This is a genomic window from Flavobacterium daejeonense DSM 17708, assembly GCF_000425425.1.
Lineage (GTDB): Bacteria > Bacteroidota > Bacteroidia > Flavobacteriales > Flavobacteriaceae > Flavobacterium > Flavobacterium daejeonense.
Genome location: NZ_AUDK01000001.1, coordinates 76,955 through 91,600, shown reverse-complemented (window position 1 = coordinate 91,600; position 14,646 = coordinate 76,955). Strand labels below are relative to the sequence as shown.

14 protein-coding genes are annotated in these 14,646 nt (G+C 35.1%); 9 read left to right on the top strand and 5 right to left on the bottom strand.

The features are described 5' to 3' along the window. Positions 1–188: 188 nt before the first annotated feature. From porK to H599_RS0100285, 5 genes are all read left to right on the top strand, one after another. Positions 189–1,610, top strand: coding sequence for a T9SS ring complex lipoprotein PorK/GldK (gene porK / locus H599_RS0100305; RefSeq protein ID WP_026712286.1), 1,422 nt, complete (start codon positions 189–191; stop codon positions 1,608–1,610). Positions 1,611–1,675: 65 nt separating this feature from the next. Beyond that, a complete protein-coding gene (gene porL, locus H599_RS0100300; RefSeq protein ID WP_026712285.1) occupies positions 1,676–2,326 on the top strand; it encodes a type IX secretion system motor protein PorL/GldL in 651 nt (216 codons plus the stop codon). A gap of 56 nt (positions 2,327–2,382) precedes the next feature. After that, a complete protein-coding gene (gene porM, locus H599_RS0100295) occupies positions 2,383–3,921 on the top strand; it encodes a type IX secretion system motor protein PorM/GldM (protein ID WP_026712284.1) in 1,539 nt (512 codons plus the stop codon). Between the two features lie 48 nt (positions 3,922–3,969). Continuing rightward, a complete protein-coding gene (porN, locus tag H599_RS0100290; protein WP_026712283.1) occupies positions 3,970–4,863 on the top strand; it encodes a type IX secretion system ring subunit PorN/GldN in 894 nt (297 codons plus the stop codon). A 242-nt stretch (positions 4,864–5,105) separates the two neighbouring features. After that, the gene (locus H599_RS0100285) at positions 5,106–6,155 is read left to right on the top strand and encodes an NAD(P)/FAD-dependent oxidoreductase (RefSeq protein ID WP_026712282.1); all 1,050 of its coding nucleotides are present in this window, start codon (positions 5,106–5,108) and stop codon (positions 6,153–6,155) included. Position 6,156: 1 nt separating this feature from the next. On the opposite strand, the gene H599_RS0100280 is transcribed toward H599_RS0100285, so the two are convergent. Beyond that, a complete protein-coding gene (locus H599_RS0100280) occupies positions 6,157–6,537 on the bottom strand; it encodes a DUF983 domain-containing protein (RefSeq protein ID WP_026712281.1) in 381 nt (126 codons plus the stop codon). A gap of 65 nt (positions 6,538–6,602) precedes the next feature. On the opposite strand from H599_RS0100280, the gene H599_RS0100275 reads away from it, so the two are divergent. Next, complete coding sequence (locus H599_RS0100275; protein ID WP_026712280.1) at positions 6,603–8,510, top strand: ABC-F family ATP-binding cassette domain-containing protein; 1,908 nt, start codon at positions 6,603–6,605, stop codon at positions 8,508–8,510. 162 nt (positions 8,511–8,672) lie between these two features. On the opposite strand, the gene H599_RS0100270 is transcribed toward H599_RS0100275, so the two are convergent. Next, a complete protein-coding gene (locus H599_RS0100270; RefSeq protein ID WP_026712279.1) occupies positions 8,673–9,638 on the bottom strand; it encodes an App1 family protein in 966 nt (321 codons plus the stop codon). A 63-nt stretch (positions 9,639–9,701) separates the two neighbouring features. On the opposite strand from H599_RS0100270, the gene H599_RS0100265 reads away from it, so the two are divergent. Then, a complete protein-coding gene (locus H599_RS0100265; RefSeq protein WP_026712278.1) occupies positions 9,702–10,580 on the top strand; it encodes a diacylglycerol/lipid kinase family protein in 879 nt (292 codons plus the stop codon). On the opposite strand, the gene H599_RS0100260 is transcribed toward H599_RS0100265, so the two are convergent. Beyond that, positions 10,577–11,596: a peptidogalycan biosysnthesis protein gene (locus H599_RS0100260; protein ID WP_316930431.1), complete on the bottom strand. Its 1,020-nt coding sequence runs from the start codon at positions 11,594–11,596 to the stop codon at positions 10,577–10,579. The two genes, H599_RS0100265 and H599_RS0100260, sit on opposite strands and share 4 nt — an antisense overlap. A gap of 228 nt (positions 11,597–11,824) precedes the next feature. Here H599_RS0100260 and H599_RS0100255 point away from each other — a divergent pair, with 228 nt between their 5' ends. Continuing rightward, a complete protein-coding gene (locus tag H599_RS0100255; RefSeq protein WP_026712276.1) occupies positions 11,825–12,103 on the top strand; it encodes a 4a-hydroxytetrahydrobiopterin dehydratase in 279 nt (92 codons plus the stop codon). 41 nt (positions 12,104–12,144) lie between these two features. On the opposite strand, the gene H599_RS0100250 is transcribed toward H599_RS0100255, so the two are convergent. Beyond that, on the bottom strand, positions 12,145–12,630 hold the full coding sequence (locus H599_RS0100250) for a DUF1761 domain-containing protein (protein ID WP_026712275.1): 486 nt from the start codon (positions 12,628–12,630) through the stop codon (positions 12,145–12,147). Positions 12,631–12,806: 176 nt separating this feature from the next. Here H599_RS0100250 and H599_RS0100245 point away from each other — a divergent pair, with 176 nt between their 5' ends. Beyond that, positions 12,807–13,664 carry a leucine-rich repeat domain-containing protein gene (locus H599_RS0100245; protein ID WP_026712274.1) on the top strand — a complete coding sequence of 286 codons (858 nt, stop codon included), beginning with the start codon at positions 12,807–12,809 and terminating at the stop codon, positions 13,662–13,664. 101 nt (positions 13,665–13,765) lie between these two features. On the opposite strand, the gene H599_RS0100240 is transcribed toward H599_RS0100245, so the two are convergent. Next, the gene (locus tag H599_RS0100240; RefSeq protein ID WP_026712273.1) at positions 13,766–14,578 is read right to left on the bottom strand and encodes an SDR family oxidoreductase; all 813 of its coding nucleotides are present in this window, start codon (positions 14,576–14,578) and stop codon (positions 13,766–13,768) included. Between the last annotated feature and the right edge of the window lie 68 nt (positions 14,579–14,646).

Genomic DNA, 14,646 nt, shown 5'->3' with positions numbered 1-14,646 from the left:
ATTTTTATTAAAAAAACATGTTTTTAATCGTGTTTTTATGCTTTTTGTCGATAAAATATTTTTTTTATAATTTATTTAACTCTACATTTGGGTGTGTGTTTAATAAGAAGAAAAAAATATTGTTTTATTGCTAAATAATAAATAGGTTTACAAACGAAAAAAGTAAAGAATATATAACCCGAATTTGTATGAAGAAGTTCATTACGTTTATGACAATTTTGTCACTTTTAGCAAGCTGTGGAAAATCAAGTGATAAAGGCGAGTTGGTCGGTGTTAAAGGAGCTAAATGGCATCCGGAAAAACCGTATGGAATGGCTTTAGTTCCCGGAGGTGCTTTTATTATGGGAAAAGCAGATGAAGATGTAGCGGGTGTACAGGATGCTCAAACTAAAACTGTAACGGTGCGTTCTTTCTATATGGATGAAACAGAAATTACAAATAGTGAGTACCGCCAGTTTGTGGAATGGGTTAAAGATTCTACAATCAGAATGAAGTTGGCTATTTTGGCTGATGAAACCGGAACAAAACCAGGAAGTGATGGTAAAGGAAAAGGAAAAAATTCCGGAAGTATTGGTGATTTTGCCTTTAATGATGCTGATCCTGAGAAAATGACGGCTTATGATAAATATATGTACGACAACTATTATAGTATTGGTACAGCCGAAGATCCTTATGCAGGAAGAAAATTAAACAGAAAAATAAAATTAATTAAGGATCCAAAATTATATCCAGATGAATATTATACAGAGGTTATGGATTCGATGTATATTCCAATCGAGGAAGCATACAACGGATTGCGTACTATTGATGTTGAGAAATTGAAATTCCGTTATTCCTGGATGGATATTCAGGCTGCCGCTAAAGCAAAAGTTGGAAAAAGAAAAGATTTTATTAGAAACGAAGAAGTAAAAGTGTATCCGGATACTACAGTTTGGATTAAAGATTTTGCTTATTCTTACAATGAACCAATGCATAATGATTATTTCTGGCATAAAGCCTATGGGGATTATCCGGTTGTGGGGGTAAAATGGACTCAGGCAAAAGCTTTTTGTGCGTGGAGAACGTTAAACAAAAATACTTATATCAAATCTAAAAAATCTGGTCGTGATTTGATTAACTCATTCCGATTGCCAACAGAGGCAGAATGGGAATATGCAGCCAGAGGTGGTCTGGAATCAGCTACTTATCCTTGGGGAGGGCCTTACACGAAAAGTGACAGAGGTTGTTTCTTAGCGAATTTCAAACCTAACCGTGGAGATTATGCTGCCGATGAGGCTTTGTACACTGTTGAAGCCAAATCATACGAGCCAAATGGTTACAACCTTTACAATATGGCTGGAAATGTTTCGGAGTGGACAGACTCTTCTTATGATCCAAATGCTTACGAATATGTGTCTACAATGAACCCAAATGTTTTAGATGCATCGAATAAACGAAAAGTGGTAAGAGGTGGTTCCTGGAAAGATGTTGCTTATTTCCTTCAGGTAAGTACCAGAGATTATGAATATGCCGATTCTGCCAGAAGTTATATTGGTTTCAGAACCGTTCAGGATTACATGGGAGTACAAACAACTGCCAACGGAACAGGAAGAGCTAACCGAGGAAGATAAAAAAGACCCTTAAATAAATTAACAAATAAAAAAACCTACACTAACTATTAAAAAACTTAAAGATTATGGCATTATTAGGTAAAAAAGCAATGAATTTTGCGTACGGAATGGGAGCGGCAGTTGTAATTGTTGGAGCTCTTTTTAAAATTACCCACTTTGAAATCGGACCGTTAACAGGTACTTTGATGTTGTCTATTGGATTATTGACAGAGGCTTTCATCTTTGCGCTTTCAGCATTCGAACCGGTAGAAAATGAATTAGACTGGACATTGGTTTATCCGGAATTAGCCAATGGAACACCAAACGCTAACAGAAAACCAAAAGCGGAATCAGCTTCAGAAGCTCAGGGATTATTATCTCAAAAATTAGATACGATGTTGAAAGAAGCTAAAATTGATGGTGAATTGATGGCAAGCTTAGGAAATAGTATCAAAAATTTCGAATCAGCTGCTAAAGGAATTGCTCCTGCTGCTGATGGAATTGCTGCTACCAAAAAATACAGCGACGAATTGTCTATGGCAGCTGCTCAAATGGAAGCTTTAAACAGTTTGTATAAAGTTCAATTAGAAAGTGCTTCAAGAAATGCAGAAGCTAACAAAGAAATTGCTGAAAATGCAGCTAAATTGAAAGAGCAAATGCAATCGATGACAGCTAACATTTCTTCATTGAACAATGTTTACGGAGGTATGCTTTCTGCAATGAGTAATAAAGGATAATAATTAAGTTCGAAGAGATTATAAAAAAAAACTACCCCAACTAATTATTAGAAAATATGGCAGGAGGAAAACTAACCCCTAGACAGAAGATGATTAACCTGATGTATTTGGTTTTCATCGCTATGTTGGCAATGAATGTTTCGAAAGAAGTAATATCAGGTTTTGGATTGATGAACGAAAAATTTGAAAGTTCAAATGCAAGTTCAAAACAAACCAATGATCAAATGTTAACTGCTTTGGATACTAAAGCAGCTGAAGCTAAAGGAGAGTTTGCTGTGGCAGCTCAAACTGCTCATAAAGTTAAAACAATTACGGATAATTTTTACAATTATATCAATACCTTAAAGGAGCAGGCAACTAAAGGTTATGAAGTGAATCCGGAAACAGGAAAACTACCATACGAAGATATGGATAAAGGTGATAATGTTGATGACTGGTTTACCGGAGAAGGGTATTCTAAAAAAGGAAAAGAAATTATTGCTACTATTGAGCAATATAAAGCAGATATCAAATCGACTTTAGGGACTGAAAAAAAATATTCAGGTATCATCAAAGAAGTTGAAGAGAAATTCAATCTTGCTGATGTAGAAAACAAAGAAGGTTTAAAAGATAAATATTTATCGTATCATTTTAAAGGTTTTCCGGCTATTGCAACTATAGCAAAGTTGTCATCCTGGCAAAATGATATTAACAAAGTAGAATCGGATGTGTATAGCATCGCTTTAGGGAAAGCAGCTGTTGAAGCAGCTTCTTACAGTAATTACCAAGCGATTGTAGTTTTGGATAAAAATGCTTATTTCCAAGGAGAACAAGTTACCGGTAAAGTAGTTTTAGGTCGTTATGACGAAAATACAAAACCAACAGGTTTTCAAGGACCAGGTAAAATCGTAAACGGACAAGCTGTTATCTCTTTAACAGCCGGTGGTATTGGAGAGCAAACAATCGGAGGTCAGTTTACATTTACGGAAGACGGAAAAACAATTCCTTTGAAATTCTCAGGAAAATATGTAGTTGTTCCTAAACCAAATTCAGCTACTATTTCGGCTGATAAAATGAATGTAGTGTACAGAGGGGTTTCTAATCCAATTTCTGTTTCATTTGCAGGAATTTCAGATAAAGATGTTTCAGTTTCTGCTCCGGGATTATCTAAAGTAGGAAACGGAAAATATGTGATGAGTCCGCAAGGAGGAAATGAAGTGACTATTAATGTTTCAGGTAAATTACCAAACGGACAAACGGTTTCAGATAGAAAAGTGTTTCGTATTAAAGGAATTCCAGGGCCAACAGGTACTATCAGAGGAGAAATGGGTGTTGTAAAAGGACCTAAATCGAACCTTGAAATTGCAACTATTGGAGCAAAATTAGTAGATTTTGATTTTGATGTTAATCTGAATGTTGTAGGATTTAATTTGAAAGTTACCGGACAACCAACTGTAGTGGTACAAGGGGACAGATTGAATGCGCAATGTAAATCAGTGCTTTCTAAAGCAGGAAGAGGAGATCAGGTAACGATTTCTGAAATCAAAACAAAATTAGTTGGAGCAGGTAATTATTTATTGCCTAGAACAGCACCGGTTATTTTTGAAATTCAATAATAAATACATTTTACCCAGAAGTTTACATCGATTCTTATTAATGATACTATGAAGAATATGAGAAATTTTTTGATACTGGCAATCGCTTTAATTGGAGGAGTAGCTTCTTATGCTCAGTCTAATTTGTTGAATGCTAAAATTCCGGAGGAAATAGGACTTAAAACTCCTGCTCAACTTATTTCAGACAATGACAAACCATTAGCTTATGGTTATGTTCATGACAGAGATGTATTGATGGGTAGAATGGTGTGGGAAATTATTGACTTGAGTGAGAAAATTAATTTTCCACTTTATTTCCCAATTGATACTGCGAATATCGGTTCTGACAGACGTTCATTGTATGATGTTTTGACCAGAGCGATAAAAAGCGGCGAAATCACAGAAGTATATTCGGATAGTTATTTTAATACGAAGAAAACGTATAAAGACATTCAGGCTTCTTTAAGCCGTATTGATACTACCGATGTCGGTAGAGAGCAAATTAATGCTGGTCAAAGAGTTTCTGATGAATATATTTTGCGTTCTGATTTAACAGCTCAGGATGTTACACAATACAAAATCAAAGGTTTCTGGTATTTTGATAAACGTCAAAGCGAATTAAAATATCGTTTGCTGGCTATTTGTCCTGTGACACCTGATGTGTACACGATGAATAGTGATGAGAAAGATTATATCGAATTATTCTGGATTTTCTTCCCGGATGCCCGAGAAGTGTTGCACGAAGCGAAAGCTTTTAATGAAAAAAATTCAGCAATGCCTATTTCCTTCGACCAGATTCTTAATTCCAGACGTTTTAATAGCGTAATATACAGAGAAGAAAATGTATATGGCGACAGGGAAATTCAGGAATATATGAAAGACAATGCCCAAAGCCAGTTATTGGAAGCAGAGCGTGTGAAGGAAAAAATTCGTGATTTCGAATCCGATATGTGGAATTACTAATAGTAACACAAATAAAATTTATAAAAACTCTTACCGTATGGTAGGAGTTTTTTGTTTACAAGAATGTTAAAAGTTTTTAAAACCGCAAATTCGCAAATTTTGATATAATCTTTTGCTTAGCCTTATCATATTGGGATTATAATTATTGATACAGTTTGATTTGATCCTAAAGATATAATTTGCGGTAAATTTTCCCAAAGTCTGGCTGGCTTTTTTCTATTTTTGTACTTTATTCAAATTGTATGATTGATTATCTAATTGTGGGTTGCGGATTGGCCGGAATTTCGTTTTCCGAAATTGCTTTGGCTAATCAAAAAAGTATTTTGGTGGTAAATGATGAATCTCAGAATTCTTCTAAAATAGCCGGAGGCTTATACAATCCGGTTATTTTAAAGCGTTTTAGTGAAGTTTGGCAGGCAAAAGAACAATTGGAGCTGATGAATGCTTTTTATACTAATTTGGAACAAAAAATAGCGGTTAAGGTCGATTTTAAAAAAACTATTCTTCGTAAATTCTTTTCGATTGAAGAGCAAAATAATTGGTTTTCCGCTTCTGATAAACCTGCTTTAGCGCCATTTTTATCAACAACTATTATCACCAAAAAATACGCCGGTATCGATTCTCCTTTTAATTATGGCGAAGTATTGCATACCGGTTATGTGGATACAGCGTCTTTATTGGAGCAGTATAAAAATTATCTTCTGGCTGAAAAGCTGTTGTTGCAGGAAACTTTCGATTATGATGCCCTGGAAGTTTCAGGAAACAGCATTCGATACAAAAATGCCGAAGTCAGAAATATCATCTTCGCGGAAGGTTTTGGCATGCACGCGAATCCTTTTTTCAAACATTTGCCCTTAGACGGAACCAAAGGAGAGCTTTTCATTATCAAAGCACCCGATTTAGATTTAGATGTCATTGTAAATACCTCCGTTTTTATTCTTCCTTTGGGGAATGATTTGTATAAAGTAGGTGCAACTTACAATTGGAAAGACAAAACCGATTTGCCTACCGAAGAAGGAAAACAGGAATTAGTCGAACGCATCAAAGAAATTATTAACTGTGAATTCGAAATTGTCTCTCATTTTGCCGGAGTGCGCCCCACTGTTCGTGATCGTCGACCAATTGTTGGTACGCACCCTGATAGCGGCTCGATTCATATTTTAAATGGTTTAGGAACCAGAGGTGTGATGTTAGGACCGGCAATGGCTAAAGCCTTGTTTGAAAATATCGAAAAAGGAATTCCTTTGGATAAAGAAATTGATATACTTCGTTTTCAAAAGCGAAAAAAATAATTTATGCTTTGAAATTGGGGTCGTAATGCACGAACATGTTGATGTAGATATTTCTGGACCATCTTAAAACCATTGGGCCTAAAATAATAAGTGTGGCTACAATAGCTATGAAAGCTGTTTTCATAGAAGCTCCGCAAAACACATAAGAAATAATAAAAGCGGCTATTCCAATAGCTACATTTACACCATAGCTTACATACATGGCGCCGTAAAAAAACGAAGGTTCAATTTGATAGGTTAGACCACAATGCGAACATTTTTCATGCATTTTTAAAACATTAGACAGATGGTAGGGATTTTTGTCCAAATACATGCTTTCCTTTTGACATTTTGGGCAAGTTCCTGTTAAAATACTATTTAGTTTGGATCCTTTTTTTAACATTTGCAAAAAATTTTATCAAAGGTACATTTTTTAGGAAATTACCATTGTAACATTAGTCACAAAATATGCTTAATATACACAATTTATCGGTTTCATTTGGAGGTACTTATTTGTTTGAAGAAGTTACTTTTCGTTTAGGTGCCGGAGACAGAGTCGGTTTAGTTGGAAAAAATGGTGCAGGAAAGTCCACCATGCTTAAAATGTTAGCCGGAGATTTTGCTCCGGATTCGGGAGTGATTTCTCAGGAAAAAGATATTAAAATGGGCTTTCTGCGTCAGGATATTGATTTTGAAAGAGGAAGAACCGTTCTTGAAGAAGCCTACGAAGCTTTTACCGAAATTAAAATTGTAGAGAAAAAACTGGAAGAAATCAATCATCAATTGGTGACCCGAACTGACTATGAAAGTGAGGAGTACACTAAAATTATTGAGGATTTGTCGGATTATACCCATCGTTTCGAATTATTAGGAGGTTATAATTATGTAGGAGATACCGAAAAAATTCTTTTAGGATTAGGTTTCAAAAGAGAAGTTTTTAATAATCAAACGGAGACTTTTTCGGGAGGTTGGCGTATGCGTATCGAGTTGGCTAAATTATTATTGCAAAATAATGATGTTCTATTACTGGATGAGCCTACCAACCACCTGGATATTGAAAGTATTATTTGGCTGGAGAACTTCCTGCGTAATTATCCGGGAGTGGTAGTGATTGTTTCGCACGATAAAATGTTTTTGGATAATGTGACGAACAGAACTATTGAAATTTCACTAGGAAAGGCTTACGATTTCAATAAACCTTATTCTCAATATTTAGAATTGCGTCAGGAGCTGCGTGAAAAGCAATTAGCAACTCAAAAAAATCAAGCCAAAAAAATTGAAGAAACTCAGAAATTGATTGACAGATTTCGTTATAGTGCGACCAAATCTTCGATGGCGCAGTCTTTAATCAAAAAATTGGATAAGGTAGAGCGAATAGAAGTCGATGAAGATGATAATTCGGTGATGAATATTTCTTTTCCGGTTTCTAAAGAGCCCGGAAAAGTTGTTATTGAAGCTCAAAATGTAACCAAAGCTTATGGTGATAAAACCATTTTAAAAGATATTTCGCTGTTAGTAGAACGCGGTAGCAAGATTGCTTTTGTGGGACAAAATGGTCAGGGGAAATCGACGTTTATCAAGGCTTTGGTAAACGAATTTGATTATGAAGGAACGATTAAATTAGGGCATAATGTACAGTTGGGTTATTTTGCCCAAAATCAGGCCGAATATCTGGACGGTGAAATTACTTTGTTACAAACGATGGAAGATGCCGCAACCGACACCAATCGTTCTAAAGTGCGTGATATGTTAGGTTCGTTTTTATTCCGCGGAGACGATGTGGAGAAAAAGGTAAAAGTGCTTTCCGGAGGGGAAAGAAACCGTTTGGCTTTGTGTAAATTGTTGTTGCAGCCGATCAATGTCTTGCTGATGGATGAGCCTACCAATCACTTGGATATTAAGTCTAAAAATGTGTTGAAAGCTGCTTTGCAAAAATTTGGCGGAACCTTATTGTTGGTTTCGCACGACAGGGATTTCCTTCAGGGCATGTCTAATATTGTTTACGAATTCAAAGATCAAAAAATAAAAGAATATTTAGGTGATATCAACTTTTTCCTGGAACAACGCAATATGGAAAACATGCGTGAAGTAGAGAAAAAAGAAGTAGTGAAAACCGCTGCTCCTAAGGAAAACAAAAAGGTATCTTACGAAGACCAGAAAAAAGGCAAAACCCTGCAAAACCGTTTGAGTAAAATAGAAAGTCAAATTTCACAGTTGGAAAAAGACATTCAAAACGACGATAAAATGTTAGCTTCTAATTATGATAAACATATCGAAGATGCTGCTTTTTTCAAAGCTTACAACAAAAAGAAAGAAGATTTGGATCAATTACTAATTGATTGGGAATTGGTTCAGGAAGAGATAGATAATTTGTAGTTATTTCAATAGACCTTCCAGGTTTTGAAAACCTGGAAGGTTTGTGATTTTATATTTTTTCTTTTAAAGATCTGTTTTGCCTAAAAATTTTTAGAATCTAATTTATTTTGTAATCTGCAAAAATCTGCAAAAATCTGCGTGCAATATTTTAAAAAATAAAGATTAACTAATCAACCCAATTTTTTTAGAATGCGCAATCGCTTCTTTACTTTTTTTAAAATAGCAAACTTCCACCGAAAGACTTTCTAAATTTTGGAGTGTTTTAATCACTTTGTTTTTTTTCTCTTTGGTAGTTTGTCGAATATAAATCGCCTGAATCGTCAACGGGAAAATTTTAGCAATGGCTTCGTACAATAAAGGATCTTCTTGTGAATCATCACCAATAAGGACATATTTTAAATTAGGATAAAATTCCAAAATGTGTTTGATCTTTTCAAACTTATGATTGTGTCCGCCCCTGCCAGTCCAGAAAAATTGCGATAAACTGGTTTTAATGTCTTTTAGTAATAAAACCGCTTTAGGCAACTGATGGATTTCGGTAAACTTGACAATAAAACGGTACAGATTCCATTCGCTGCTGGAAACATAAAAAAAAGTATTCAGTTCCTTGTGATCTTCACGACCGGATTGACTCAAAGCCTGATAATGTATAGTGACATCATCGAAAATCTTGCGTCGGTTAACGTTACGAAATAAAAGATGATACAACTTTCTTAAGGGATTTAAAGTATAAGAAACCAAAAAAGTGTCATCAATATCCGAAATGATGCCTAAATGATCTATTTTAGGACGGATATAATGTTCTTTGGAAGTAATCGTTTTACCATTGTAATTTAAACTTACTTCATATTCCACCCAGCCGTAATTGTCCTGATTTAACGGAATACAGAATTTAAAATAGCCGTCATTTAAGGTTCGGGTGTGAATGGTTTTTTGGTGGTGTTTTAAATAAATATCAGCATTTGCCCAGGTTTTCATGCGGTACATCCCAATAATGGAACTCGCATTTTTAAAGTTTTTATCCTGAAAATCGTATTCTACTTTTTTGGTTGGCAAAAAAACATGTCCCATTACAATCAATTCCTGCTCATTGGCATAACCCCGATACAATTTTATAATAGGTTTCATAGGTAGATTTTCTTTTGTAGCGTATTCTAAATTTAACTAATTTTAAAATAAATATGAAGTAAAATGCTCAAAAATAATGTGATACTGGTGGTGAATCCTGTTTCCGGCGGGATTGATAAAGCGGCTTTAATAGAGCAGGTGTCGCATTATGCCCGGTTTTTAAAGCTTACGTTGTATTGTTATGAAACCTCCGGAATCAATGATTTACAGGCAATTCGGGAATTTTATACTTTGCATCGCCCGGAAAGAGTTCTAATTGCCGGTGGCGATGGAACCATTAAATTGGTAGCCGAAGCACTGGAAGACAAAGAAGTGGTCTTTGGGATTTTGCCCGTAGGTTCAGCCAATGGATTAGCAACAGATTTGGGGTTGATGTTGTCTGAAGAAGAATATATTGCGATTGCTTTTCAAAATCATCATGTAAGTATCGATTATATTACTATTAACGACCTAATGTGTTTGCATCTGAGTGATTTGGGTTTGAATGCCGAACTGATTAAAAATTATGATAAGAGCGCGATAAGAGGTAAATTAGGCTATGCTTTACAGGTTTTTAATACTTTATGGCATGCCGAAAAATCGTTTTTGGTACGCATTAAAACCAATCAGGAGTTGATAGAAACCAGAGCCCGAATGATTGTAATTGCGAATTCCCAGAAATACGGTACAGGAGTAACGATTAATCCTATCGGAATTATGAGTGACGGAAAATTAGAATTGGTGATTTTAAAACGAATAACGTTTTATATTTTTTGCAAAATTGTAATGGGAAAAATTCAAACCATTACACAGGACGTTGTGATTGTTTCAACGGATAAGGCACAAATTTCAATTGACCGTTCGGTAAGTTTTCAAATTGACGGTGAATTTTGTGGAAAAGAAGATAATTTGGATGTGCGTATTTCTTCCAAAAAATTGAAAATTGCAGTTGCTCGGGTTTAATTTTCTTTAAAAGGATTTCTTTCCTGCCATTCCAGTTTGGGTTCGAAATAATGAAAAGTTTTGGCAACAAATAAATTTAAAAACGGATTGTTGTGCCGGATGAGTCCAAACATATCCACGGCTTTGGCACCTACCGAACTTTTGATTTCTAAGGCTGTTCGGGCCAAAATGATTCGCTTGTATTTTTTGTTTACCGAATAGCCAATCATGTCGTACAACATGTTTAAATACAACAGGGTTTCTTTTTGGTACTTTTCGTCATAACCCAAAAAATAAGTGTCAATATCCGCTCCGTTTTTAATCAGGGTATTGAAGCCAATTAATTCGTTGTTGTGAAAATAGCCGTAAAAAAGAAAGTGATCTTTCAGGTTCTTTTTGAAAATTTCAAAATGATTCTCGCCCAGATAAAAGGTGTTAAATGGCGCTTTTTGAGCCACATTCATATAGAGTTCGTGAATGCGTTTCTGATGTTTTTGAATTTCTTCCAGGCTCATCTTTTGTTTGTGTAATCCGGAAGCTTTTTTTCGGGCTCTTTTGTAGTGATCTCTGTATTTTTTGTTCAAATTGGCCAAATAATCGTCAAATGAATGCCAAGAATCCCGAATGTCAAATATCATGTTAGGCTGAGTTGAAAAACGATAAAAGGAACTGAATTCAGGAAGCTCAAAATGCTGAATTTGGCTTGTCGAAAAATCTTTGAAAATAGTCAAATGAGGTTGTTTTCCTTGTTTTTGATAGTAATGTTCTAAAGTACTTGTCGCTTTTTTTAATACGCTTAAGGCTGTTTTTTTGGAAATATGTTTATTGAAAGCAATACCATTTTGTCCTGTAAGCATATTGTTACCAATGATTAAAACTCTGGAGCCAAATTTTTTGAAAACAAAATTTCTGATTTTAGTTCGTAAACAATGGTCTCTTTCGCCAAAAGAAGGAATCTGACTTAAATCTAAAAATTGTGAAACGGCAATACCAATGAGTTCTTTTTGATGGAATAAAGCAATAAACCGACAGCTCATATTTTCAGGAGCAGCTGTCTCTAAAATTTTCAGGTAACTGCGCGAAAGAAAAATATTTTTCCGGGCAAGATGATCCCATTCTTCAGGAAGGTCCTCACTCCTGTAGTATATTTTAAAAGAAAAGCCTGATTCCAAATTGGTAAGGGATTAATCGATAGCGAAGGTACTATTTTAACCGGAATAGCATGTTAAAAGATTCAAAATAACTAATTTTATATAAAAAAAATTATGGAAACGTATAATGAACAAACAGCTGAATCTCTTTTGCAGGAATTGAAAAACTGGGTTTTTCTAAAAGATGGCATTGAGAAAAATTTTGAGTTTAAGAACTTTAATCAGGCACTGGCTTTTATGGTTCAGGTAGGTTTATTGGCTGAGAAACACAATCATCATCCTGAACTTTTTAATGTGTACAATAAAGTTACGCTCCGATTGTCAACCCATGATGCTAATGGAGTAACGTTTAAAGATTTTGATTTGGCTAAGGCTATTGATAAATTATCGTAAAAATACCTCTCTTAAAATCATTTTAAGAGAGGTGTTTTTTTTTATTGCCAGACACAGATAATTCCGCCCATAATCATAAAACAAACAGTCCAATAACCGCTGTTGATAAAAGTATATTTCCAACTTTTTCTTTCAAATAAAGCATTGGTAGCAATCATAGGGAACGCAAAGAAAATACCGGTAAGAAAACCGTGTAAAGCACCGTGCTTGAAGGTTCGGAAAGCGGTTCCGTAATCAGCCATAAAGGCAGTGTAAGAAGGTTTGATGTCCACTGCTCCACCGCCGCCAATCATGCTGTAAGCACCAGTTTGGTGAATGGTTAAAGACTGTAAAATCAGTGCAATTAAAAAAGCAAAGAAAACTGCCATGATAAAAATAGCCGCCATATTGGCTCCTTTCATCTTTTCTTCGGTTAATCCGGATTCTTTCATCCAGGCGGTTCCGAAAACTTTTGGGTTGTACCAGATAAATCCAATTACTAATGTGGACAGGGCAGCTACAATAAGAGCTAAAAAGTTGATTTCCATGTTGTTTTGGTTTTGGTTAGAAATTCAAATATAACTAAAAAATAATTACTGCTTCGATTTCTTTTTTGTAAGAATATTTGTTTAATAAATAATTAAAAAATGCATTTCGTCGATTATTTTTGTCTTTTTATCGAATTTTTTATTATTTTTAATCCTGTAAATCAAATGCGGGAGTTATGAAAAATATTTTTACTTCATTCTTAATATTATTGACATCATTTTCTATGATGGCTAATGTGGCACTTTCGGACAAAGAAATTTTGGTAAAATTATATGAGGCTACTCATGGAGCTCAGTGGAAATTGAAATGGGATTTGTCTCAGCCAATGACTTCCTGGGCAGGAGTGAAAGTGGTAAATAATCAGGTGGTTGCTTTAGATTTGCAGGATAATAATCTGGAAGGGCAAATTCCAAGTGAATTGGGAGATTTGAAAAATTTACAAGAGTTAAATTTGCATAAAAATCATCTTTCGGGAAGTATTCCGGCAAGTTTGGGGAATTTGTCAGCATTGAGAGTTTTAGATTTATCATTTAATAGTTTGTCAGAAGCTATTCCGGCTTCCATTTGTAATCTGACGAATCTGAAAACGTTAGAATTATACATGAACCAACTTACAGGTGAATTGCCTTCTACTATTGGAAATTTGCAAAATCTGCAAACTTTAGCGGTTTTTAATAATCAAATTCAAGGCGGAATTCCGGCTTCATTTTATCAAATGAAAGCATTGAAAACGGTTTTGTTGAACAGTAATAAATTAAGCGGAACGGTAAGCGCTGATATTGCTAATTTGACTGAATTGGCAAATTTCAGTTTATTTGAAAATAATTTTTCCGGTCAGGTTCCATTGTCTATTGAAAACTTGAATAATTTAAAGGAAATGAATATTTCTTACAATAAGTTCAGCGGATTGGTGAGTCGCAAACTGGCTATGCTGGACACGCTTAATATGACAATGATTAACGATAAAGGTGTGGCTTATTTAATGAATGTAGCTGTTGACGTTGATAAAAGACCGATTGTGTCTGAGGAATAGAATAATTTTTTTGGTTAGAAAATTGTTTTTTTATTGAGTTAGTTTTATAATAAGTTTAGTGTTTGAAAACCTGTGAAGGCACGTTCACAGGTTTTTTTATTTTATACGCCGCTAAAAGCACTAAAACCACCGTCTATGGGAAGTACAATCCCGGTAACAAATTGCGAAGCTTCACTGCATAGAAAGTGAATGGCTCCAAGTAGTTCGTCGGCTTCTCCAAAACGTTTCATAGGAGTGTTGTTGATGATGTTTTTGCCCCTTTCTGTATAAGAACCGTCTTCGTTAGTGAGTAAATTGCGGTTTTGGTTACCAATAAAAAAACCGGGAGCAATGGCATTCACGCGAATTTTATTACTGAATTTTGTTGCCATTTCTACGGCCATCCAACGGGTAAAATTTTCCATAGCCGCTTTTGAAGCCGAATAGCCCACCACGCGGGTAACGGCTCTTTCTACAGTCATCGAAGAAAAGTTAATAATGATGCCTTCTTTTTGTTGTGCCATAATTTCTCCAAAAACTATAGAAGGAAGTACGGTGCCGTTTAAATTTAAATCGGTAACGGTTTGAAAAGCATCCATAGATAGATCAAAAATAGTTTGATTTGTTGCAATGGTTGCTCCGGGCATATTTCCGCCGGCAGCATTGAGTAAAATATCAATTTTTCCGTATTGTCTGAGAATTTTTTTTCTGGTCTGTTCTAAGGATTCTTTATCCAGAATGTTTGCTGCAATTCCTATGGCGTCATAGCCTTTGCCGGTCAGGGAATTAATCATTTCATTTATAGTTTCCTGATTTCGTCCCAGGATTACAATTTTTACTCCTGAAGCGGCCAAATGTTCCGCGATGGAACTTCCTAAAACTCCGGTTCCTCCGGTAATTACAGCAACTTTATTTTTAATGTTAAAAAGATTCATTTTATCAGTTTGAAGTGAGTAGTTATTTTAAAAGCTGTGAGAATTCATAAGAACTCGCACAGCTTTTT